The sequence below is a fragment of the bacterium SCSIO 12643 genome (assembly GCA_024398135.1).
Taxonomy (GTDB): domain Bacteria; phylum Bacteroidota; class Bacteroidia; order Flavobacteriales_G; family Salibacteraceae; genus CAJXZP01.
In genome coordinates, this window is sequence record CP073750.1 from 21,790 (window position 1) to 46,103 (window position 24,314).

General features: G+C 35.6%; 25 protein-coding genes, 1 tRNA gene and 1 riboswitch. Of the genes, 19 read left to right on the forward strand and 7 right to left on the reverse strand.

What is annotated here, in order from left to right:
* Nucleotides 1-2 precede the first annotated feature (2 nt).
* Both KFE94_00120 and KFE94_00125 read right to left on the reverse strand, forming a co-directional pair.
* Nucleotides 3-2,321 (reverse strand): molybdopterin-dependent oxidoreductase, encoded by a 2,319-nt coding sequence (locus tag KFE94_00120; GenBank protein ID UTW66551.1) that lies wholly within the window; start codon nucleotides 2,319-2,321, stop codon nucleotides 3-5.
* Between the two features lie 15 nt (nucleotides 2,322-2,336).
* Nucleotides 2,337-2,564 (reverse strand): chaperone NapD, encoded by a 228-nt coding sequence (locus KFE94_00125; GenBank protein UTW66552.1) that lies wholly within the window; start codon nucleotides 2,562-2,564, stop codon nucleotides 2,337-2,339.
* A 457-nt stretch (nucleotides 2,565-3,021) separates the two neighbouring features.
* Here KFE94_00125 and KFE94_00130 point away from each other — a divergent pair, with 457 nt between their 5' ends.
* From KFE94_00130 to KFE94_00150, 5 genes are all read left to right on the forward strand, one after another.
* Nucleotides 3,022-3,462, forward strand: coding sequence for a hypothetical protein (locus KFE94_00130; GenBank protein UTW66553.1), 441 nt, complete (start codon nucleotides 3,022-3,024; stop codon nucleotides 3,460-3,462).
* 33 nt (nucleotides 3,463-3,495) lie between these two features.
* On the forward strand, nucleotides 3,496-3,870 hold the full coding sequence (locus tag KFE94_00135; protein UTW66554.1) for a TIGR03987 family protein: 375 nt from the start codon (nucleotides 3,496-3,498) through the stop codon (nucleotides 3,868-3,870).
* A gap of 174 nt (nucleotides 3,871-4,044) precedes the next feature.
* The gene (locus tag KFE94_00140) at nucleotides 4,045-4,380 is read left to right on the forward strand and encodes a single-stranded DNA-binding protein (GenBank protein ID UTW66555.1); all 336 of its coding nucleotides are present in this window, start codon (nucleotides 4,045-4,047) and stop codon (nucleotides 4,378-4,380) included.
* Nucleotides 4,381-4,560: 180 nt separating this feature from the next.
* Entirely contained in the window at nucleotides 4,561-6,423 is a 1,863-nt protein-coding gene (locus tag KFE94_00145; protein ID UTW66556.1) for a tetratricopeptide repeat protein, read from the forward strand.
* Between the two features lie 10 nt (nucleotides 6,424-6,433).
* Nucleotides 6,434-8,227 carry a tetratricopeptide repeat protein gene (locus tag KFE94_00150; GenBank protein ID UTW66557.1) on the forward strand — a complete coding sequence of 598 codons (1,794 nt, stop codon included), beginning with the start codon at nucleotides 6,434-6,436 and terminating at the stop codon, nucleotides 8,225-8,227.
* On the opposite strand, the gene KFE94_00155 is transcribed toward KFE94_00150, so the two are convergent.
* The 5 genes from KFE94_00155 to KFE94_00175 all read right to left on the reverse strand — a co-directional run bounded on the left by KFE94_00155 (nucleotide 8,224) and on the right by KFE94_00175 (nucleotide 15,235).
* Nucleotides 8,224-9,201, reverse strand: coding sequence for a hypothetical protein (locus KFE94_00155; protein UTW66558.1), 978 nt, complete (start codon nucleotides 9,199-9,201; stop codon nucleotides 8,224-8,226). The genes KFE94_00150 and KFE94_00155 overlap by 4 nt on opposite strands.
* A 65-nt stretch (nucleotides 9,202-9,266) precedes the next feature.
* Nucleotides 9,267-11,204, reverse strand: coding sequence for a TonB-dependent receptor plug domain-containing protein (locus tag KFE94_00160; protein ID UTW66559.1), 1,938 nt, complete (start codon nucleotides 11,202-11,204; stop codon nucleotides 9,267-9,269).
* A gap of 9 nt (nucleotides 11,205-11,213) precedes the next feature.
* Nucleotides 11,214-12,215, reverse strand: a complete 1,002-nt coding sequence (locus KFE94_00165; GenBank protein ID UTW66560.1) for a T9SS type A sorting domain-containing protein — start codon at nucleotides 12,213-12,215, stop codon at nucleotides 11,214-11,216.
* Between the two features lie 51 nt (nucleotides 12,216-12,266).
* Nucleotides 12,267-13,964 carry a DUF4465 domain-containing protein gene (locus KFE94_00170; protein UTW66561.1) on the reverse strand — a complete coding sequence of 566 codons (1,698 nt, stop codon included), beginning with the start codon at nucleotides 13,962-13,964 and terminating at the stop codon, nucleotides 12,267-12,269.
* Between the two features lie 187 nt (nucleotides 13,965-14,151).
* Nucleotides 14,152-14,348, reverse strand: a riboswitch (cobalamin riboswitch).
* Nucleotides 14,349-14,482: 134 nt separating this feature from the next.
* The gene (locus tag KFE94_00175) at nucleotides 14,483-15,235 is read right to left on the reverse strand and encodes a hypothetical protein (protein UTW66562.1); all 753 of its coding nucleotides are present in this window, start codon (nucleotides 15,233-15,235) and stop codon (nucleotides 14,483-14,485) included.
* 216 nt (nucleotides 15,236-15,451) lie between these two features.
* Here KFE94_00175 and KFE94_00180 point away from each other — a divergent pair, with 216 nt between their 5' ends.
* The 14 genes from KFE94_00180 (at nucleotide 15,452) to KFE94_00245 (ending at nucleotide 24,302) form a co-directional block, all read left to right on the forward strand.
* Entirely contained in the window at nucleotides 15,452-16,156 is a 705-nt protein-coding gene (locus KFE94_00180) for an NRDE family protein (GenBank protein ID UTW66563.1), read from the forward strand.
* A 121-nt stretch (nucleotides 16,157-16,277) separates the two neighbouring features.
* Nucleotides 16,278-17,972 carry a glutamate formimidoyltransferase gene (gene ftcD, locus KFE94_00185; protein ID UTW66564.1) on the forward strand — a complete coding sequence of 565 codons (1,695 nt, stop codon included), beginning with the start codon at nucleotides 16,278-16,280 and terminating at the stop codon, nucleotides 17,970-17,972.
* Between the two features lie 28 nt (nucleotides 17,973-18,000).
* Entirely contained in the window at nucleotides 18,001-18,588 is a 588-nt protein-coding gene (locus KFE94_00190; GenBank protein UTW66565.1) for a DUF4136 domain-containing protein, read from the forward strand.
* A 54-nt stretch (nucleotides 18,589-18,642) separates the two neighbouring features.
* Nucleotides 18,643-19,203 (forward strand): DUF4251 domain-containing protein, encoded by a 561-nt coding sequence (locus KFE94_00195; GenBank protein UTW66566.1) that lies wholly within the window; start codon nucleotides 18,643-18,645, stop codon nucleotides 19,201-19,203.
* Nucleotides 19,204-19,295: 92 nt separating this feature from the next.
* Nucleotides 19,296-19,369: transfer RNA gene (locus tag KFE94_00200), tRNA-Asp, on the forward strand.
* Between the two features lie 46 nt (nucleotides 19,370-19,415).
* Nucleotides 19,416-19,673, forward strand: a complete 258-nt coding sequence (locus KFE94_00205) for a GIY-YIG nuclease family protein (GenBank protein ID UTW66567.1) — start codon at nucleotides 19,416-19,418, stop codon at nucleotides 19,671-19,673.
* A 216-nt stretch (nucleotides 19,674-19,889) separates the two neighbouring features.
* Entirely contained in the window at nucleotides 19,890-20,147 is a 258-nt protein-coding gene (locus tag KFE94_00210) for a GIY-YIG nuclease family protein (protein UTW66568.1), read from the forward strand.
* A 328-nt stretch (nucleotides 20,148-20,475) separates the two neighbouring features.
* Nucleotides 20,476-20,979, forward strand: coding sequence for a hypothetical protein (locus KFE94_00215; protein ID UTW66569.1), 504 nt, complete (start codon nucleotides 20,476-20,478; stop codon nucleotides 20,977-20,979).
* A 139-nt stretch (nucleotides 20,980-21,118) separates the two neighbouring features.
* A complete protein-coding gene (locus tag KFE94_00220; protein UTW66570.1) occupies nucleotides 21,119-21,433 on the forward strand; it encodes a hypothetical protein in 315 nt (104 codons plus the stop codon).
* Nucleotides 21,434-21,722: 289 nt separating this feature from the next.
* A complete protein-coding gene (locus tag KFE94_00225) occupies nucleotides 21,723-22,505 on the forward strand; it encodes a hypothetical protein (GenBank protein UTW66571.1) in 783 nt (260 codons plus the stop codon).
* 117 nt (nucleotides 22,506-22,622) lie between these two features.
* The gene (locus KFE94_00230; protein UTW66572.1) at nucleotides 22,623-22,934 is read left to right on the forward strand and encodes a hypothetical protein; all 312 of its coding nucleotides are present in this window, start codon (nucleotides 22,623-22,625) and stop codon (nucleotides 22,932-22,934) included.
* On the forward strand, nucleotides 22,931-23,317 hold the full coding sequence (locus KFE94_00235) for a hypothetical protein (protein UTW66573.1): 387 nt from the start codon (nucleotides 22,931-22,933) through the stop codon (nucleotides 23,315-23,317). Before KFE94_00230 ends, KFE94_00235 begins: the two co-directional genes overlap by 4 nt.
* Nucleotides 23,318-23,347: 30 nt before the next feature.
* Nucleotides 23,348-23,800, forward strand: a complete 453-nt coding sequence (locus KFE94_00240) for a hypothetical protein (protein ID UTW66574.1) — start codon at nucleotides 23,348-23,350, stop codon at nucleotides 23,798-23,800.
* Between the two features lie 10 nt (nucleotides 23,801-23,810).
* A complete protein-coding gene (locus KFE94_00245; protein ID UTW66575.1) occupies nucleotides 23,811-24,302 on the forward strand; it encodes a GNAT family N-acetyltransferase in 492 nt (163 codons plus the stop codon).
* The last annotated feature ends 12 nt before the right edge of the window (nucleotides 24,303-24,314 follow it).

Genomic DNA, 24,314 nt, shown 5'->3' on the forward strand with positions numbered 1-24,314 from the left:
GTTTAAGCTTTTTCAACCTTAATGGCACATTTCTTATAGTCCGGTTGTTTTGAAATCGGACAATACGCATCAATAGTCAGTTCATTGATTTTTAGATCTTCATCGAAGAAAGGAACGAATACCATTCCTTCCGGTGGATTACCTCGACCATTAATCATGGCATCGATCACAATTGAACCTCTTCTGGATGTTAATTTCACCTGATCACCATCCAAAATGTTTAAACGCTTCGCATCCGCAGGATTAATTTCTGCATATGCTTTTGGCATTGCTTTATGTAATACAGGAATTCTTCGAGTCATTGATCCTGTATGCCAGTGTTCTACTACTCTACCCGTATTTAACCAGAATGGATATTCCTGATCCGGCTCTTCTGGAGCAGGCTCATAAGGACGTTGCCAAATAATTGCGCGCCCTTCAGGTTTTCCATAAAAATCGAAACCCTCTTTAGAACAAGCTGGATCATATTTAGAATTATATCTCCATTTAGTCTCTTTTCCATCCACAAACGGCCACATCGCACCGGGTTGATTCTTTAAGACTTCCAATGGTGCCATATTATGTTTCTTCCCTTCGTGGTGTTTACGATATTCATTGTAAATCTCCTCGATGTGGGTTTCATCTTTATACGCAAATTGTTTCTCGAATCCCATTCTACGCGCTACTTCCATAATTTGAACAGTATCACTCATAGACTCTCCGGGAGCATCAACCATTTTCTCAAAATATTGGGTTCTACGCTCTGAGTTTCCATATAATCCTTCACGCTCCACCCACATTGCTGATGGTAAAATCACATCTGCAATTTCAGTAGTTGGGGTTGGGTAAATATCAGATACCACTACAAAACGATCTTCTTTTAATGCGCCATCTCTATAGCGATTTAATTTAGGCATGGTCACCATAGGATTGGTTACCTGAATCCACATAAATCTAATATCGCCTCGATCTAAAGCTCTAAACATATCCACTGTATGATTCGATGGCTTAGGGTCAATATTAGTTACTGGTACCCCCCAAATCTTCGCAGCAAATTCGCGATGTTCTTCTTTCATCACCACACCATGTGGCAACTTATGTGTTAATGTACCAACTTCTCTTACTGTACCACATGCACTAGGTTGACCCGTAAGCGAGAAAGGCCCATTTCCCGGACTCGAAATCTTACCTACTAATAAGTGTACATTATATACCAAATTATTGATCCAGGTACCACGTGTATGCTGGTTCATACCCATACACCATAATGACATCACTTTCTTATTGGCATCACCATACAACGCTGCCATGTATTTTATGTCTTTAACAGATACACCTGATATCTTAGATACTTTTTCAGGAGTATAGTCTTTTAAGAATTCTTTATACTGTTCAAAATCAATTTTGGTAGCCTCATCCTTAAACTTGTAATTTTCTTCCAGTCCGTAACCCATATTGGTTTTACCGCTCATGAAATTCACATGCTGAGCCACAAACTCGGTATTCATCCATCCATTATTAATAATCTCATAACAAATGGCATTTGCAACCGCTAAATCTGTATTTGGTCTGAATAAAATCGAACGATCCGAAGCTCTACTGGTTCTTGTGGTTCTAGTTGCAAAATCAACGATAGTTGCACCATCTTTGATTTTACGGTCCAATAATCTGGAGAACAATACCGGGTGCATTTCTGCCATATTATTTCCCCACAATACAAATACATCAGCATAATCAATATCTTCATAACAGCCCATTGGTTCGTCCAAACCAAATGAGGTTAAAAATCCGGTTACCGCACTGGCCATACATAAACGTGCATTGGCTTCCAGATTATTGGTACCAATACATCCTTTCATAAATTTAGAAGCCACATATCCATCTGGAATAGTCCATTGACCAGATCCATACATAGATACCGCATCTTTACCATGATTCTTAATCGTCTCCTGCATTTTAGAAGCCACTAAATCCAAAGCATCTTCCATGGAAGTTTCTACCAGCTTTCCATTCTTACGTACCCAGGCACTTTTTAAACGGTCCTTTCCATACATAGATATAATGGAGTGATATCCTTTCATACAACAAAGACCTTTATTTACCGAAGATCTTGGATCACCTTTTACAGCAACTGCTTTACCATTTTGTGTTCCTACTAATACACCACACCCTACACCACAGAATCTACACGGTGCTTTTTTCCATTCAATATCACCTTGTAAATCAGAAATCAAATTCTCTTGTTCATAGGCAAACATAATGCCCGGAATCATCGTTGAAGCAGCCATCATTGCCGATGCTGCCGCCATTTTCTTTATAAAACTTCTTCTATCCATTTTCATGATCACAGAATTTATTTAGATGTCAAAACCCGATACCAGGGCCATATTTTTTATTTCAGAAATTGCCTCAAACTTTTGTTCTAATTCTTTCTCTTCAGCAATAGAAGATGTATCTGTTACCAGCACTATAATGTCTTCGTTGGTAGAGGGATTTAATTCGCAAAAAGGAATCTTTTCTAGCTTTTGAATCAGTTGTTCTTTTTGTCCATCCATAGGATGCACCAAGTAGCTTTTAATCGGCATAATCCAATTTTTTTAATTGTCTCTTTCCAAACTTAGCAGGTCATATCTGACGAAAAGATGATATAAATATCCTTTATTAATGATTTAGATCAACCCCTTTCAAATTTAGAAAATCATACACTCTTAAAAAACAGCCAGTTATAAAAACAGGTTAATTTATACCTAAAAATCGGTAATTTTTGTCACGGAAAATTTTGTATAGCAGATGTGACTTTTCTCACAAAACTCATCATATAAAACACCTAAAAATTATCATTATATGATGTCATTAATTTAGCTGTTAGGCATCATATTTCTTAGATTTTGTTCGATTTTGAGTTCCGGATTTTTATAAATTTTAAAGGGGCTTTTGTTGGTCCTTCCATTGTCTGAAAAATGTCATATAAATTATCCCTGATCAATGTCATGAATTCACTTTTTGAACCACCCTAATTTAGACCCGTTCTAAATAAAACACATGAAAAATATATTTGTACTTACACTATCCGGTCTTCTATTCTTAGCTGCTTGTAAAAAAGAAGACCCTGTGCCCACTCCTACTCCTAAAGCTACTATCCCATTTACCGGAATCTGGGAAAGAAGTTTTCAAGCCGGACCAGGAAATATGCAAACTGTGACATATTCAGTCTATCAAGATAGTATAAGATATGTATTAGATGGTCCAATTGGTCAAGCTAACTATGTGCTTCATAGAGACACATTTTTATTAGAAGACAATCGATTTATTGGTCACACCAATGCCAACTTGTATTATCTCATATTCGTTAAAAGCATCACTGCAGACTCTATACATTTATATAAGGAATTAGTGACTAGTGTAAATAATGGCATGACCGTAAACATTCCAAGCGATACCACTACCCAGAATCACGGTTGGGGAACATATTCAAGAAAGTAATCTTTTAAAGTTTAATTCACTAAGTATCTGAAGATGCCAGAGATTGTTTTATACGCCATCATCTATTTCACATTAGCCTTGATTTTCTATAGTATTGGTGTTTGGAGCGAACGTCTTCAAAAAACATTAAAACCCTGGCATCTTCTTTTCTTCTGGCTTGGACTCATTGCTGACACCCTGGGAACCATTTATGTAAAACAACAGGTAGGAATCCTTATTTTCAATCTACATACACTTACAGGGATGCTCGGCCTGATGTTCATGATCATTCATGCCATCTGGGCCACCACAATTATCATTAAAAAAGACCCTAATAAGTTATATACATTTCATAAATTCAGCCTATTGGTATGGTTTATTTGGTTAATTCCGTATTTCACCGGATTAATCAGCGGAATGACTCGTTAACAAAACTTTACACTCCAACCTACTCTTATTTTAACCGACAGCAAACGTTTACAAATGACTAGTAAACGACTAAATACCGAATAAGATTTTGTTCGCATTTCATATTTGCATCATCAAATTATTTCAACAACAACTGGCGAAATACAATTATTAATCTTTTAATCTCAATACGTTATGAATACGCTTAGAAACAAAGTACAATTAATCGGACGCTTAGGTCAGGATCCGGAAGTAAAAACTTTAGAAAATGGAAACAAATTAGCCCGTTTTTCAATGGCTACTAATGAGTCTTACAAAAACAAAAACGGTGAAAAGGTAGATAAAACACAATGGCATCATGTAGTTGCATGGGGAAATACTGCTACAATCATTGAAAAGTATGTCACCAAAGGACAAGAAGTGGCTATTGAGGGTAAGTTAAACAACAAATCATACGATGATAAAAACGGTACCACACACTACATTACGGAAATCATTGCCAATGAAATTCAAATGTTATCCAAACCCTAAATAACACCCCTTAGTATACTTAACCCAACATCTACTTCACCCGACAAGGTCTCTGAAACCCTCAGAGACCTTGTATTGTTCTAGATCGCACGAACTATAAAACAACATAATAATTTAAACATCACTCTTTTTTTTCGTTTGGTTTTATTTATAGTTTTACGAACCTATTATTTGCTATACATGAAAAAATACTTGCCGTATATTATCCTGATTGTTGCCGGTTTAGTTCTTTATGGAAATACACTGCAACATGGCTTTGTTTTAGATGATCATGCGATTATTCTTCAGCATAAACATGTTCAAAACGGGTTTGCAGGAATTTCGGATATTTTATCTTCAAACTATTTAAACGGTGTTCAGGAATTCAATGATGGTTTGTACCGTCCTTTGAGTCCTTTAATTTTTGCATTTCAAAATGAGTTTTGGCCCAACTCTCCTTTTCCGGGCCATTTCTTTAATGTCGTCTACGCGATTATTACCTCCATTTTGATTTTCAGAGTTTTTATTGAAGTTTTTAAAAGTTCCATAAACATAGCCTTATTATTCGGAGTATTATTTCTGGCTATACCCATTCATACTGAAGTCGTTGCCAATATTAAAGGAAGCGATGAAATGTTGGCTTTGATCTTTTTATTAGCCAGTATGCTGTTCTTTAATCGATACTTATTACAATCTCAAATCAAAAACCTAATCATTGGGAGTTTACTCTTCTTTGTTGGCTTATTTGCTAAAGAGAGTACATTTCCTTTTGTTGTAATCATTCCACTTACGTTGTTTTTATTACATCCGGATCAAAAGAAACACCTGATGACTATACAGGGAATCACTGGTGTTTTAGGTGGTGTTTTTTTACTAATTCGAAAATTGGTTTTAGATAACATGCCTAATCCTGTGGATGAAGGAAGTCTTTCTGGACTAAACAACTCTATACTTGCAACAGATGATCTTATTGAAAAATTGGGTACCGCTTTGTCGTTGCAAGTTTTATACCTTTTTAAAACGATTGTTCCCTACTCTTTACAACACGATTACTCATTTAACCAAATTCCAATTGTTCCGATTTGGAGTGTATCTGCACTAATCGGATTGATTCTACTTATTGGAATGCTCTTTTTAATGTGGAAGTACCGAACTACAGCTCCTGTTATTAGCATTGGTTTTATCTGGTATCTGGGTGGATTGATTATCGTATCTAATCTTCTATTCCCAATTGGAGCCACATTTGCAGAACGTTTCTTATATACCCCTTCCCTGGGTTTGTGTGTGGCCGCATTTGGTTTTATTCAATATTATAAGCCCAATCTATTCTCGCACAAGAACTTTTGGATTGCTTCTTCGGTTGTGGTTGCGATTTATGCTTTTATAACGATCAATAGAAACAAAGACTGGAAAGACAATTTCACTTTATACACACAGGATTATCCTAAACTGCAAAACAGTGCACGTGGTAATTATAATTACGGTACTGTTTGTCGTGAAGCTAGTTTAGCGGCCACCAATGTTCCTGAAAAGAACAGATTGTTTAATGAATCGGTAACCGCATTGAAACAAGCTATAAAAATATACCCGGAATACTATGATGCCTATAACAATCTAGGTATCGGATTCAATGAGCAAAAAAGATATAAAGAAGCCACGATAATATTGGAACAATTGGTTAAAATGAATCCAACCTACCGCAAAGGGTGGTTTAATTTGGGAGCCAGTTATTATGAAGCTCAAGATTATGCCAATGCTTTAAGAGCATTCGACTCCTACTCCGCTTTAACTACAGCTAATGCGGATGTATGGTACTTTAAAGGAATGTGTTATGGCTTTATGAATGATTTTGAATCGGCCATAGGGAATTTAAATCAGAGTATTCAACTCAATCCCAATCATGTGGATGCTTTGCTGATGCTGGGAAAAGCACATGGGATTCGAAAAAACTACGATCTTTCAGAACAGTACTTTAATCGTGTATTAAGTATTCAGCCAAACAATCAAGAAGCGTTACAAAACTTACAGATGACACAACAAATCAAAGCGATGTCATCTAATTAAGTTCTTAATTATGAAAGGATACTGGAAAGAACTCGTCATTATAATTTCTGCCTTTATTTTGTATGGAAATACACTACAAAATGGCTTTGTATTGGATGATTATTCTGCAATTGTAGAAAATAGATTTGTACAAAGTGGTACAGATGGTATTTCGGATATTTTCAGCACACATTATCGCAAAGGTTATTGGAGTAGTCCTGGAGACCTATATCGTCCTTTAGTTCTATCCAGTTTTGCCATAGAACATCAATATACACAGGGCGATCCTTTCCTACACCATTTGATTAATATTCTATTCTATGCCGGTATTGGAATCATTTTGTTTCATCTCATTTCAAACTGGTTCCCAAATCAACATTCTCTTTTTCCATTATTGGTTGCTTTGCTGTTTCTGGCACATCCTATTCATACCGAAGTAGTCGCAAATATTAAAAGTAGAGATGAAATCATGAGTTTGTTTTTTGCGCTCTCTGGTTTATTGGCGTTGGATAAATACTTCCGTTCTCAAAAGATCAGCTGGCTCATTGTGATGGGAATCGTTTTTCTTCTTGCTTTGTTATCTAAAGAAAGTAGTTTGGTTTATTTGCTCTTAATTCCGTTAACTGCTGCATTCTTCTATGAACCAAAAAAATCAGACTTTTATAGGATCATTGGTATTTTGGTTGTACCTGCGCTATTGTTCTTAAATCTACGTCATAAAGCATTATCCGAGCAAGCTGAAACTTTGCCCATTAAATTATCACTAACTACAGAAGATCCAATTGCACAGCTGTTGCTATCCGGATATCATCTCATTTTGTATGTATACAAACTTGTTTTTCCTTTTTCATTAGCCAGTCAATATCCAGAGTATACACAAGGTCCTTCCTCCTTTGTTTCGGTTATAGGTATCATAGGACTTATTTTCCATGCAGGCCTGCTCTACTATGGATTTAAATGGTTTAAGAATAAAGACATTAAGGGATATCTCATTCTATTTTATTTAATTACTCACTTTTTACATTCTAACCTGATTTTGGTGATTGGAACTTATTTTGGTGAGCGTCTTTTATTTACTCCGTCAGTAGCATTTAGTATGGCTTCCGGATTGTTTATCGTATATCTCATTTCTAAATTCAACTTTAAAACCGCTCGAATTGTTTCGATCGTCATCTTACTTCTTTATTCTGGTATCACCATCAAGAGAAATAAAGAATGGTTTTCAAATACGACTCTGTATGCGGCTGATGTGGTTAAACAACCCGAAAGTGCTTTGTTAAACTACTGGCAATCTTTAGAACTCACAGAAACAGATTATCTGGCTACACTTTCGGAAGCAGAAAGAAAACAAAATTTAAATGAAGGATTAAAGCACTTAGAAAAAGCACTTGAACTCAATCCCAATTACGGTGAGGCCCTTGCCCAGATTGCATTGGTGTATTACAAATCGGGAGATCATGCAAAAGCATTAGTTGCGTATGAAAAAGCACTGGAAGACGGTAAAGGAAGTGTCAATGCTTTAAACAATGTCGCTGCGATTTACTTTGGACAAGGTGATTTTAACAAAGCCAAATCGTATTACGAACAAACAGTAAAGATCAATCCATATCACAAAGATGCATGGGGAAATTTAGGGATTACTTATGCACAAATTGGTGAATTTAATCAAGCGGAAAATGCTTTCCGAAAGGCTATTGAGATTAATCCCAATAATGCGCAATTGTATTTCTATCTGGGGATGACATTAAATCAACTTGGAAAAACAAACGATGCCACAACCTACTTTGAAAAGGCATTTGAACTTGATCCAAGCCTGAGACGCTAATACAACTCTATATGTTGTGGATTCACCCCTACACTATATACGATTGAATCACTAAAATCTGCATGGTAACGGGTAACTTCTCCAGGCTGCACATAATCTTTTGCATCGGTTAGAAATATCTCTCCAGTTTGCGGGTGTGCCAAAATTCCGTAAAAATTGGATCCTGCCTGTACTTTTACTTTCTCATCAATCTTCTTAGAAGTAAAATCATATTGGAATACATCTTTATCAATAAAGTACATTCTGTTATTCATAAGGTCCAATGTCATTTTTAATGGATTTCTTTCCGGAACAAAATCCACCACTTTTTGCGTTTGATAATTTTGAAGGTTAATTTCCTGAATCCCTTCAGGTAAAATGGTTATCAAAGTATTGTTATCATACAATCCGAAATCCACAACACCTGTAGCAAAATCAAATGTTTGTACCGCATTTTCATTTTGAATATCGATGATTCTAACCACACTATCAGACTTTCTTAATACAATGACCTGATTATTCCATTTCATTATATTCTCGTGCCAACCTGTTGCTGGAATCTCTCCGATGATTTTACCTTCATCCAGATTCACCTTCCATATTTTATCTGCATATAAATCGGTCACCCAGGCAATCAATGGATTTTCGCTTACCACAGTCATATATCTTGGTGAATTGAATCCGGTAATCGTTTTTACCGATGAAAAATCTCTCAAACGAACCACTTCAATTTTTGAAGAATTATTCACGATGATATATCCTAAACTATCGTGAATAAACATGGACTGGGGCACATCGCCTAATGGGAAACCATTTTTGGATTTAAACACTTTCTGAGCCACTTCATCAGTAGTAGAATTTAAAATCGAAATAGAACCATTCCCAAACATAAAATTCCCTTCATTCAAAATCAAAACCTGATTCTTCTGCGGAATTTCTCCTCCCCCACCAGGAGTCTGTGGCCCAAAGTCATCGTAGTTTTTAGTACAACTCATGGAGCCGACCAGCAGAAAGGCAAGTAAACCCACCCTCAAAAACCTGTATGTATGAATCCCAAACATTAATTCAAAATATATCTAATCGTAAATTGTCCATTTACACCCGGCATTGGCCTCCAGGCTACAGACATATATTCTTTGTTGAGAATATTATTGATATCCAATTGGAAATCAAAATTCGGCCATTTGTCTTTTCTAAGCTGATAGGTAAACGTTACATCCACCAAATCATACTCCGGTAAATAAGATGAATTTGAAGTCGTAATGTATCTTCTCCCTACAAAATTATAATTTACAAATGCACCCCAATTCTTATATCCACTGCTTAACAACCAATTAGCTGAATGTTCCGGAGTATAAATTAACTGTTTATCCAAAGAAGCATCGTTCACATCCTTATTGATGGATTTCACATATTGATAGCTTGTAGTAAATCCTAACTTCAATTTTGAAACATCCATAGTCACACCTAACTTAGCTTCCCCTCCATAATGCTCCACCGATTTTAAATTTTGCGCACTCCAATATCCTTTATCCGTAGGTTGCCATAAAATCCAGTTCTCTACATTTCCATAATACCCCGAACCATCTACCTTCCAATTCCATGTATTTTGCTTCTGCCCTTCTACATGAACATTCAATTCCAAATTAGACGCCTGTTCAGGCTTTAAATCCGGATTTCCTCCAGGAACCCAAAACAAATCATTTAATGTAGGATAATGTATGTTTTGTGCGGCATTTAACCCTATCACAAAAGTTTTATTTCCTTTAGGTAAGTAGGCTAAACTGAACATGGGTAAAACATCCATATTCCCCGATTCTGATTCGGTTTGATTCCATGACGGTTGGACAAATGCGCCTACTTCCCAATGAGACGATAAATGTCCGTTAATCCCTACTAAAACAGATGAGATCATCTGTTGGTTATTCCCTGAATAGTTCACATTCTCCGCAGTAGCCCAACTCAAATTTGCAGTGGTATTTAACGCCCAATGCTTTGACAGTTCATAATCATAATCTTCTCGGATCTGGAACTTTTTATTAATGGTAGTAGAATTGATTTGCGCTGATGGATCTTTATATTCCAAAACAGAATAATTATAGCCTAAAACCAAATTCGATTGGCTTCTTTTTCCGTAATTCTTCCACCCTATTTGTAAAATCAAATTTTCATCATCTTGCTTTTGTTCCGATGGTGAGACGTCCGTCATCAAGCCTGGAATTTCACGATTAACAATGGATAAAACTCCATTGAATGAAACCGTATTTTTAGAATTTAAATGGTACTTTAAACTTTGCCTAACTCCATGCGAATTCCATTGGGAATTGGTTTGAGATACTTCCGGATAATTAGGCTGTGCTATATTTCTATAACTGAAATCATTCGCCCCATTTTGGAATACATATTTTGTTACTGATTCCCATTTATTGGTTTTGTAGCCATATTTAAATTGAAGCGATTGATTCCCAAAACTACCAAATGAACCTCCTAGTACCAGACTACTTCCTAGCGGAGTTGATTTGGTATCTGATTTTAACATCACACCCCCGCCAATCGCGCCAACACCTTCGGTAAAAGCGGCATTGCCATACTTCACACCAATTTCATCAAAAAGAAAACCGGGTAAAATACTTAAATCACTTTGTCCTAAACTAGAAGGGCTAATGTCTAATCCATTCAGATATATCTTAGTATGCGATGCTCCCATACCTCTAAATGTTGGAGTTTGAATACCCGGAGAACCGTAGGTCTTAATAGAAATCGCACTGAAGTTTTCTAAAACGTTCCCCAGGCTTCTGGTTTGGGCTAAACTTAAAACCGTAGAATCTAACTCAATGGTTTTTAATGCCGGAATTCCTGTGTTGGTTTCGGCTGAAATAATGATCACTTTTAGATCAAGCGAATCTGCTACCTGACTTTTAAGCTGGTAAGGGATCAAAGCCAATGAAATCAACCACAGTGTGAACCCATAAAAAATCGAATTACCTCCCCTTCTCATCAAAGCCGTTTACAGTTTAATGAATCTGGACTGATATCTTTGAGAGGACGTACTTAATGTTACAAAATAAACGCCTTTTGGAAATTCAGATACATCAATTCTATTCTGTCCAAGTGATTGACTCAAAACCACCTGACCTTGCATGTTCACGATTTGAATCTCTATATCCTGTACCAATAATGAAGGATCGATTAAAACCTCATTTACAGCTGGGTTCGGGTATACATTAAACGACAACGGTTCGATAGCATTCACACCAGTAGCTATAGCAGTGTCCATTAAAGCTATGGCATCTAAATCAAATCCTCCTGAACCAAAATCCGTTGGAAAAGGATCATTTATTTTTCTTCCATCACTATCATAGGTTACATAACTATTGTTTAATGAACCTACCACATCAATAATTTTGATATGTGTAATTTGGGTAATATCCAGTCCTAAAACGGTATCCATTATACTTAAATCAAACGGAGTTCCATAATTCAGAGCATACTTACCAGCCAAACCATCAATGTTTGTTGGCTCTAGTGTTTCAAATGTTTGTACCTGATTATCCACGGGAGTCAATGATTGATTCGGAAACCTGTAAAAATTCACACCATCAGAACTTACTTCTACAAAAGCCAGTTCTAAAAAATATCCGGTTCCATTAACAGCTGCAAAACCATTTTCGAAAATCGCAAAATCATCGCCTGGATGGTCTTTTAAAGGACTATCCAAAATAATCGTTGCACTTCCACCATCACCCAAACTTAAGACATCTCCATCTGCTTTCCCATAAGCACTTTGCTCAGTTCCCACATTGGCCAACGGCCCAAATGAATTTCCAATATACTGTAGTCCTCTATCTACCGTACAATTGCTAATCCACCCTACAATAGCTGTAGAATCTTTATGAACTGCTGTCGTACCAATTGAATCTGCTGCTGGTGCAAAAGGTCCCTGTGCCCATACTTCCAACGAAATGCTGATCACTAAAACACTGAGTAATATTTTAAAAACAACTTTCATATAACTTAAAATAAAGCAGCCCATTCGAAACGAATGGGCTGCAAAAATAACTTATTGGATGATTACTCTTTGAGTATGTAATTTACCGCTTACGTTATAACGTACAACATACACACCAGATCTTAAATCAGTCACATCAATTTGCTGTTGATTCGCTCTATTTGTTACTGATTTTACCAATCCACCACTTAAATCAAAAATTTGAACTTCGCTCACTTCTGAGCTTGAAGCTATATTCAATACATTTTTAGCCGGATTTGGATATACACTTACAAAATCATCTGATCCGAATGGATCCTCAGTAGATAATACGATTCCATTGAAGTCATCCATTGCAAAAAACGCTGGAGTATACATTCCAGCACTTCCTACATCAGAAGAGTTCAATTGAAAACTTACGCTATCAATCGTTCCCAGACTGGTTAAATTTACCCATTCCCATGTCGTTACAATGTAATCTTGAGAATTGTCTGTAAATCTAAAATCTGCTAAATAAAAATCTACACTATCCGCAACCATTACACCATCGTTATATCCTCTAATAGTCAATCTGAACCAATCCGGATCATCTCCGGTAGCCCCACCAAATTTCTTTGCAATAGCATCACCATTAGCCATACTCAATGCCGCAAAAGTGGTATTGGTTACAAACACACCTCTAAGTTCTTTATCTTCCGCATCACCAGTAAGTTTTACACCAGTAAAGTTTTGAGATACCACATAATTTGAAGAACCTTTCACACCAGTAGCTGGTCTTGCACTATATAAGTTACCTGCTCCAGCAGTTGTAGAGTCCGTCATATTAGAATATGCAAATCCATCAGACCAATATCCGCCCCACTGGGTATTCCATACATTTTTAAATTCCGCATCACCATCTACAAATACACTTCTAAAAAGTAAATCATCCGGTGTTCCTGAATAATCATTTCCATTCCATACAGAATCAGCTGTAGTGAATCCTAAATCTTCAAAATCGATTAATGCTGCTCCTGTAGATTTTAAGTCATCAATACAGAAGAATGCCGGAGTATTCATTCCCCAACTTCCTACATCTGATGAAGTTAATTTAAAAGTTAAATCCTTTACACTTCCTAAAGACGTTAAATCTACAAACTCCCATGAGTCTACGATATAATCCTGAGTATTGTCAGAGAACCTATAGTCCGCTAAATAAAAGTTTACAGAATCTGTAGTTAAATTACCTGCTGCATCAACCCCTTTAATTGTTAATAAAAACCAATCCGGATCATTTCCTGTAGCTCCTCCGAATTTCTTTGCAATAGCATCTCCATCTCTCATGCTATTCGCTGCATAAGTCCCATTGGTTACATAAATTCCTGTTACCACAGCATTCTCTGCTCCGTTTTTTAACGCAATCTTAGAGTTGTTTTGCGCGGCCAAGTAAGTCAATGAACCATTGTTTCCACTAGCTGCTTTGGCACTATACAAGTTTCCTGGACCTGATGTTACCGAATCAGTTTGTGTAGATTGTGCAAAACCTGATGTCCAATATCCAGGTCCTCCATAGGTTGTATCCCAAACATTAGTAAATTCAGCATCTCCACTAGTGAATTTTGTGGTGAATTTTTTAGGAGTATTTACTCCTGATAAGTCAGACCCATTCCAAAATGAATTTGGCGCTAAAGTCAAAGACTCAAAGTCAGATACTGCCTGAGCCTCAACAGATGTTGTACTTAACAACATTCCAGATAATAATACACCTGCTAATTTGTAAATTTTCTTCATGTGTAAACGTTTGTCTTTTAGGTCACATGATCACTTGATATAAAAATTGAAATTGAACTCATTTTTTATATCGTCTCATCCTAAAAATTTTAAATAATTAATTAATAAAATATTTAGGGATGCCAGAAGGAAACAAGAATTTGGTAGAACACCTATAGAACTTGCACCCTTGCTTTTATCCCGAAAGCAATAAATGTTCGCTACTGGCAGGTCTTCTGACTTATTTCATTTTTCAACACCTTCCCATCCTTATCAGACAGTGGTTTTGCGTGAAAAAACTAAACGTAAACGTCTATTGAAACTTACAGCTGCGGGAACAGTCTCCGATTTACACGGAATTCCCTTTTAATTCTCATTTGAGAAACCAAAAGCGCTGCAAATGTAATTCAACTTTCGGAATAATATGCATATCTAATAAAAATATGATTTTCAACTTACTATGCGTATCTTATCAAAATAATACGCATAAAAAAAGCACTGCAAATGCAGTGCTTCCCATAGTATTATTTAGCCTTAGCTTAGAAGTTCCATCCTAAACGTAAGTTCGCTCCAGCTGCTGGTTGGAAAAATACGTTAGAACCAGTTTTAGTCTCTACCTCATCAGCACCTGCTTGTTTAGTTTTAACTGCTGCTCTTTTGTTATATGCAAAAGAATAACCTAACTCAAGACCTAAGTATAAATCTTTTGCTACATAGTAATCAAAACCTGCTAATAAACCGATACCTGCAGTAAATCCGTTTACGTAAGTCCAAGGTAAGTTGTTACCCACAAAATCCTGTGTTCCGTTTTTCACATAAGATTCTACAATTGCATCAGAAGCATCTAAAGATTCGGTAGTGTACTTGTTAGAACCGTAACCTAAGATCAATTCAGCACCCATGTATGGAGATAATCTATCAGTTCCAGCGAAGTGACGCTCAATACCTGGCTTGATTTGAACCGCCCATTCAAAATAAGATGTATTCGCATCTACATTCTCACCCGCAGAATTTACTAATACAATTGGATTAGAAATGTTTCTAAAACCTAATAAAAAGGTTCCTCTTGTAGCGACATTGCTACTCATCCAGTTTCTGTATTTTAAACCTTGATTTAAGTTGTAAATTGACGGTAAAGCGAAAGTAGGTCCTCCGTTGTTTGCATTAAAGATAGAAGAAGGATCGAATGTCACCTCTAAAGAACTCATACCTGCAGTAGGCTTATAATCTTGAGAAAAACCAGAAGCAGTAAGTCCGGCAATGGCAGTTAAAGTTAATAGTATCTTTTTCATTTTTGTTTAATTTAATTGGTTATTAGAAAACAAAATTAAAAGCCGCTTCCTAAGTTTAGTTCATAAAGTTAAAGTATTATTCAAATACCGGGTGTTGATAAAATCGAACTCCAATCATTCTTGGAGTTCCTAATAATTGTATTATTCCATAAATTCTTGTTAACCTTTTTTAGATTCATGAATGACTCTTCTTGAATCATTTAAATTTGAACTGCTATGTGTACATTGACTTATATTCCCAATGAAAATGATGTCATTATTACTTCTAATCGTGATGAACACTTTAGTCGTGGAAATAGTGTTTTTCCAGTAGATGTAGAACGTAATGGTCTTTCTATCTTCTTTCCACAGGATCCACAAGCTGGAGGTTCCTGGATCGCTGCAGATGAGGATAGAAGAATAACGGTGTTGCTGAATGGCGCTTTCAAAAAACACCAACATCAACCTCCATACAGAATGAGTCGCGGAATTGTTCTATTAGACTCGTTTGAATACTCTGATTTACTGCATTTCTCTAAAGAATACTCTTTAGACAATATTGAACCTTTTACGATGGTGCAATTTCAAATTGGTGAAAACAAAGTAGCTGAAATGAGATGGGATGGACAAAAAGCACATCATCAAAATATGGATCCCTCTACCCCACATATTTGGTCGTCTACCTCATTATATAGCACCGAGGTGAGATGGGAACGTAGACACTGGTTTAGTGAATGGATTCAAAACCCGCCATTAACGCCTGAATTGATGCTGGAATTCCACAAATTTGGAGGTCAGGGAAACGAACGAAATGGGATTACCATGCACAGATCAAACGGAGTACAAACGGTAAGCATGACTCAACTTCATGGAAATTCAAACAGCCTGGACTTCACACATTTCAATCTGATGCAACACGAAACACAGACCATAAAAATCTAGCGATTTTTAGAATGAGAATTTATTCTTATTTAATCCCCATTATATCTTAATAAATAACCTATAATTAAAACCTTCTGTTTGCATTTGCCGTTTATTTTTGCGAGACTCAATTCAAAATAAAATGACAAAACAACTGATAGAATGCGTTCCAAATATTAGTGAGGGACGTGATATGGATAAGATTAATGAGATTGCACATATTGTTGAAACCGTTGAAGGTGTTAAGCTTTTAGATATTGATCCTGGAGCTGCAACCAATAGAACGGTAATTACGTTCGTTGGAGAACCTCAACCGGTTATTGATGCTGCATTCTTATTGATCCAAAAAGCGGCTGAGCTGATTGATATGAGTCAACACTCCGGAGAACACCCTAGATTTGGAGCTACAGATGTTTGTCCTTTGGTACCTATTTCCGGAATTACTTTAGAAGAAACTGCTGAATATGCTCATAAACTTGGTGCAAGAGTAGGTTCTGAACTTGGAATTCCAGGGTATTTCTATGAGAAAGCCGCTAAAACTGAAGTAAGACAAAACTTAGCTAATTGTCGTTCCGGAGAATATGAAGGTTTAAAAGAAAAATTAGTGAATCCGGAATGGACTCCTGATTTTGGTCCTTCTGAATTCAATGACCGTGTGAAAGGTTCAGGAGCAACTGCTATCTCCGCCAGAGATTTCTTAGTGGCATACAACATCAACTTAAATAGTACTTCTACGCGAAGAGCGAATGCCATCGCATTTGATATTCGCGAAGCTGGACGTGTAAAAAGAGAAGGCAACAAAATCACGGGAAAAATCATCAAAGATGCAGATGGAAATCCGGAAAAAGTACCTGGATTACTTAAAGCGGTAAAAGGTATCGGTTGGTATATTGAGGAGTATGGAATTGCACAGATTTCTTACAACTTAACCAATATTAGTATTACCTCAGTTCATGAAGCATTTGACCAAACGGTAATTGCTGCGCATAAAAGAGGTATCAGAGTAACCGGTTCTGAGTTGATTGGTTTGATTCCTCTACAGGCGATGTTAGATGCTGCAGATTACTTCTTAAAAAAACAACAACGTTCTTTAGGGATTTCGGAAGAGGAAAAAATCAAAATCGCAGTAAAATCATTGGGCTTAGATGACCTAAAGCCTTTTCATCCAAATGAAAAAATTATTGAGTATGTATTAAGAGACAAAACCTCTACTCCATTACTTAATATGAATTTGAGAGAATTTGCTAACGAAACTGCTGGTGAGTCTCCAGCTCCGGGTGGAGGTTCTATTTCTGCTTATGTAGGTGCTCTTGGAGTTTCATTAGGGACTATGGTCGCAAATTTATCTGCACATAAACGTGGATGGGATGATCGTTGGGAAGAATACTCTGAATGGGCAGTTAAAGGTGATTACTTCAAAGAAAGATTATTGGCATTGGTTGATGAAGATACCAACGCATTTAATAAAATCATGGATGCTTTTAAACTTCCAAAAGATACGGATGAAGAAAAAGCTTTACGCCAACAAGCCATTCAAGATGCTACAAAATATGCGATTGAAGTTCCAATTCATGTGATGGAAAATGCTTTAGCTTCTATGGAAGTAATGAATGCGATGGTTGATATGGGATTACAATCATCTTTATCAGATGGCGCGGTAGGTGCATTATGTGCGCGTACGGCAGTAATGGGTGCTTACTTAAACGTAAAAATCAATGCTGCAGATTTGAAGGATGAGACTTTTAAAGCAGAAATGCTCCAAAAAGGTGCAGAAATGGAAAAAACTGCCCTAAATTTGGAACAAGAAATTTTGAATAAAGTCAATAATAAACTTTAACACTTTTATTCACAACCAATTTATAACTATGAAAAAATTAATGTTTTACATGGTGGCCGGGATCCTACTTATAGGTGCTGCCTGTTCAAGTTCTATCACTATTACCACGGATTATGACCGTGAAGTGGATTTTACCAAATACAAAACTTTTGGCTTCCTCGAATGGAATAAAGAAAGTAAACAATTGGTAAATGATATTGATAGAAAACGTTTGGAAGATGCTGTGGCTGCCGAATTAGAAGCCAGAGGTTTAAAACGCGTAGATGGAATTGGTGACAGTATGATTGGATTTCATGTGGTTGTAGAAACTAAAACCGGAACCACTTCTTATACCAATCACTATGGTGGTATGGGATACTATGGCTACGGAGGTTTTGGCTATGGGTATGGTTACCCTTATGGTGGAGCCAGTACGACCACCACATCAACGTACAGCTATAACGTAGGTACCGTGATTATTGACCAATACGATTCCAGTTCTAAAAAACTAGTTTGGGAAGGTGTAGCACAGGGTGAGGTTAATCAGGATCGTAAAAACCGTGAAGAATACATTAAAAAGGATATCCAACGCATGTTTGCAGAATATCCGGTCCCTCTTCCGGAACCAACGAAATAAAATTTCAAACAAAAAGGTGTGGCTTTCGCTACACCTTTTTTTATTTTTAGACCTATGAAAAAGATTGCTACGATATTATTTGTTTCGTTCTTAGCTTTTGGAATTCAAGCGCAGGAGACGAATGATAAAAAGTTAACACGTAAGGAGAAAAAAGAAATTCAAAAGAAAGAGAATAACGAAAAGCTTAAAATGCTTTATACGCTCATGGAAGGGCGTATCTGGGTCATTCGTGCGAATGATGTCAGATCGATCAATGGAAACTCTGTAAACGTATCTCCGGATTTAAATTTCGTATATGCAACCAATACTACAGGCGTGGTACAATTGGCTTTTCAGGAATTGATCGGAATGGGCAATAATAATGTTGGTGGTATTACCATAGAAGGTGAAATTACCCGATATGACCTCAAACAATTCAGGGATAACCAACAAATCGAGTGTAATGTTCAGATCAATAATGTGAATGGAGGTTTTGTTGTACTTAATATTAGCATTATGTCCACAGGAAGTACCACAGTTATGGTATCAACTGATGATGGTGCAAACTTCACATTTTCAGGCTTTATCGAAAAACAAGGCGGAGATTCCATAATTAAAGGAAGTTCAGCCAAATAATTTTTTAATAAAAAGGTTTCTGATTTAAATTATAATATTACTTTTGGCGCACCAAATCGGAAACGATTAGGGGAACAGTCGAAAGACATGTTGGTCCGGTAGTTCAGTTGGTTAGAATATCTGCCTGTCACGCAGGGGGTCGCGGGTTCGAGTCCCGTCCGGACCGCTTAAAGGTTTACAATTTTGTAAGCCTTTTTTTATACCCTAATATCATGAATTATTACGTTTATATCATTCGAAGTATTTCGACAGGAAAGTTTTATAAAGGTTATTCCTTATCCCCTTATAATCGTCTTAAACAACATAATAATGGAGAAAGTAGATATACTCAACATTTTTGTCCTTGGGAACTGGTTTTTATTCAGTCTTTTGATTCTAAAACTGAAGCTTTGAAAAGAGAAAAAGTTCTTAAGAAATATTCAAAGAAACAAATTGATAATCTTATTAAATCTCCTCTAAACGAGATCTAGAATATCTGCCTGTCATCCCCAAAGCTTTGGGGACGGGTTCGAGTCCCGTCCGGACCGCTTAAAATTAGAAGAGTTTCATTAATAAATGAGACTCTTTTTTTATGCCATAAACTTTGATAGGACGAGAAGTATATGCTGAGCGAAGTCGAAGCAAGTCCCGTCCGGACCGCTTAAAGGTTTACAGTTTTGTAAGCCTTTTTTTATGCCCTAAAAATCATGAAACATTACGTTTATATTATTCGAAGTATCTCAACAGGAAAGTTCTATAAAGGCTATTCCTTATCCCCTTATGATCGTCTTAAACAGCATAATAATGGAGAAAGTAGATATACTCAACATTTTTGCCCCTGGGAACTTTTATATCTCCAGTCTTTCACTTCTAAAACTGAAGCCTTGAAAAGAGAAAAAGTTCTTAAAAAATATTCAAAGGAACAAATTGTAAATCTGATTAAATCTCCACTAAACGAAATCTAGAATACCTGCCTGTCATCCCCAAAGCTTTGGGGACGGGTTCGAGTCCCGTCCGGAACGCTTAAAATTAGAAGAGTTTCATTAATAAATGAGACTCTTTTTTTATGCCATAAACTTTGATAGGACGAGAAGTATAGTCTGTCCGGACCGCAAAGCTCAGCATAACGTTGGGCTTTTTTTTATGCCCTAAATTCATGAATCATTACGTTTACATCATTCAAAGCATCTCAACCGGGAAGTTTTATAACGGTTATTCATTATCCTCCTTATTTTGGTATCAAAAACTTCCCTACTTCACTGATCCAAATCAATAATTTATAAATTCGCTTCAATGAAAACCAAGTTAAAGTCTAACATATCCAATTTAATTGCTAGAAGCATTGTTTCACTATTTATCTACGGTCTAACTGTTTTAATCATATTAGATTCGAAAATGCTAATGTCTCAAGACGTGAGCTCCATTTCTATGTATGTCTTCTTATTTGGCGCAAATGCTCTAATCTATTGGTATGGGTACAAAGAACCTAACATAATCAAATTTAAAAATGAGAGTCTAATCTTTTATAGTATTCCACTTATTATTCCCAGAACAATTCACAAAACTGAGATTTCGGGTTTTTCGCTATCCACAAGAACTTATCGTACCGGAAAAGCCAAATCATATATTCTGTATTTAAAATCAGGAAAAAAAATATTCATCGTAGATTACCACTTTAACAATTTTGACTTAATTCAAAGAACTTTTAAAAAACATGGAGTTAGATTCTTCGGAAAAGAGCAGGAAAGATATCGTTGGTTATTAAAAAGGAAGTTTAAATACGATATATCGGAATAAATCTATACTAAGTAAACAGTGAAAAACTATCAAAGACATATCTCTAGTTTTTTAATCAGTTTGATTTTCGCTGTATTGGCAGGTAAATCATAAGCCTGGTCATCTAATAATAGAACTAACAAATAAATAAGAAGACCAAATGAAAATCAAATGTGCGTGTGACAACCTGATCATAGATCAAACCGATTATCTCAGTAATAAAGGGTATTTAATATCAGATCTTGATTGGTTTAACTTTTGGGATTCTATCGATGAAGCTATTGAAAATACAGATAAAACACCTAAAGAAAGAGAAGCGATGTGCATGCAGCTAAGAAAACAACGCATTTTCAAAACTCTTTGGGAATGTGATCGTTGTGGAAATTTATTTGTGAATGGAGATGATGGTAACCTGGTAATTTATATTCCTGATAATAAAAACTATAATCAAGTTCTAAATAAACCATCAAAATAACCTGCTAACAACTTTCCCTACTCTTTTAAAGCCATCAACAACTCCGAATAATATTTTTCCTGGGAACTTTTTCTTTTGACTCTTAAACAAAAGCTTTGAAAAGAGAAAAAGTTCTTAAAAAATATTCAAAAGCAACAAATTACAAACCTGATTAAATCTCCACTAAACGAAATCTAGAATATCTGCCTGTCATCCTCAAGGCTTTGGGGACGGGTTCGAGTCCCGTCCGGACCGCTTAAAATTAGAAGAGTTTCATTAATAAATGAGACTCTTTTTTTTGCCATAAACTTTGATAGGACGAGAAGTATATGCTGAGCGAAGTCGAAGCAAGTCTATCCGGACCGCAAAGCTCAGCATAACGTTGGGCTTTTTTTATGCCCTAAATTCATTAGATAAAAAATGTTATTTAAATAAATCGAAGTACTACCAAAGTACTAAATTTGATAGCTATAATCGTAAAATTGCAATAGTTATGACTATTCCCCAAAAAATATCTAAAACACAAATTAACCAAATCAAAAACAAGCCAAATGAAAGCGGTTTAGTTTTTGACAAGTACGGAAAATCCCAAAACATAAATGATTATTCGGATAGAGAGATTTCTGAAATGGCACTTGGAATTTATAAGTATTCAAAAAATATTTTGGTAGACGGAGATTATTTTGTTGATTTAAATAAAGTGATAAATACGAAATGTCAATTAGAGGAAGTAACTTACTATAAAAAACCTACACTAGAGGATTTTAAAACCAATGCTCACAATAGTATAGGTAATATAAGAACCTTTTATATTAAAGACTATTTTCTAATAACCGAAGACGAGATTTTTGGGTTAAAAGAACACAGAATTACAAAATACCTATTTAAAATAGGGTTCCTCAAAAATGGACGGAATAAATTTCGTGGGCTTTACAGCATCTCTAATGATTATAAAACTTTAATACTGGAGAAATATCCAAAGGACTTATTTCATCCCATAAAAAAATACATCAACGGACTTTTTTTCCTCGATGAGTATTACATTTCTAATTTTGTTGTTGAAAGTAAAATAAACATTCACAAAGGAAAATAGAACTGTTAATTTGTTTTATTCATTTCTCTAATAATTTTTATTGTTGATAAAAATGCCTTGAACTCTTTAATAATAAGCCTTAAACCAACCTTTAACTAACACAATAATTAAAATTATATGATTCTTAGTGAAGGAGTATTTTTAGTCAGCCTATTGGGCATTCAATTCATTTTATATTTTCTCTTAACTTTTAAAATTATTAATTGGGCTGTCGGGAAAAAGACCATATTTATTATTGCAGTTACTCTTTGCATAATTGCTCCTTGGTTATATCCCGGTCAAGGAGGCTTAAATGAAGAAACAGGAGAATATATCTGCGGGCTAGCTAGTTTCTTACCAGTTTTAATCTTCTGGTTTATAGGAAATATTGTAAATGTGATTCTTATTTTATTTTTTTCTGGAATAGATTGGTTTAGGAATTATAAATGAAAATTCAATTTAAAATAGTTTTATTGGGGTTAATCAATTCTATTTTGAGTTGGATCATTGCCTCTATAATAAACGCCCATGATCATGCGGGTATTCACAGCACCGGAATGGTTTCTCTAATAGCAATGCTTACTGCTATTGCTATTTTTATTCTAAACGTATCTTACCTGATTGGTTGGATAGTGAAGAATAGAATTATTATTTTTATTGCTTGCCTCCTACCCTCTACTATAGTTATGATTATGCTTTTAAAAATTTATTACGCTGATCCATCTGATGAAGTTATTAGAATTGTTCTATCAACTGTAGTTATAAATCTCTTATTAAGTCTTTGGCCAGCATATTGGATGGTAAAACTTAAATTCAATGATTCAACTTTATGATAATTCTATTAACATAATTCAGAAAATAAAATGATAATATTAAACGTAAGTTTCGGAATTTATGCTTTTCTTCCTCAAGGTTGGATATTCATGACTTCAATTATTCTAATAGAATGTTTAGGTTTCAGCTATCTCTTGACAGGAAAATGGATAAACGATAAGGCTTATCTGACAATTATTATTTCGAATTTAATCAGTGGTATTATCGGAATAATTAGCTCAATGATATTAAACGGAGGATGGTGGTTAACCATATGGTTTCCATGGGTAGGCTCCAATGAAGTTAAAGGAATAGAAGGATTTAAATGGTTTACTATATACTATGTTATTGCGTTTGTTTTGACTATAATTATTGAAGGTGTTATTAATTATTTGATGTTAAAAAAGAGACATACCAAATCACAAATTCTAAAAAAAACATTTGTAGTGAATAGTATTAGCTACTTATTGGGGAGTTTCGTAATGTATTCTTATAGTTTCTAAAACAAGGTATATGATTCAGTTAAGAACAGCCTCAATAGATGATCTAGAACTCTTAAAGTACTGGGATACTAAGCAACACGTGATAGATTGTGATCCGGATGATGACTGGAACTGGGAAACTGAATTGAATAGAAATCCTGAATGGAGACAACAATATGTAGCTGAACTCAATAACCGACCAATTGGATTTATTCAAATCATTGATCCATATCTCGAAGAAACAAAATATTGGGATAACGTATCTCCCAATAAAAGAGTTATTGATATTTGGATTGGTGAGGAATCAGACTTAAACAAAGGTTATGGAACTGAAATAATGCGTTTAACAATCGAAAAGTGCTTTTCAGAATCTAACGTATCCGGTATATTAATTGATCCATTAAAAACAAATACAAAAGCGCATAGATTCTATAAAAGACTAGGATTTGAATTTATCGAAGAACGACAGTTTGACGGAGTTGATTGTTACGTTTTTGAGTTAAAAAAATTGTATAGACTTTAAGTCGGGAGCACT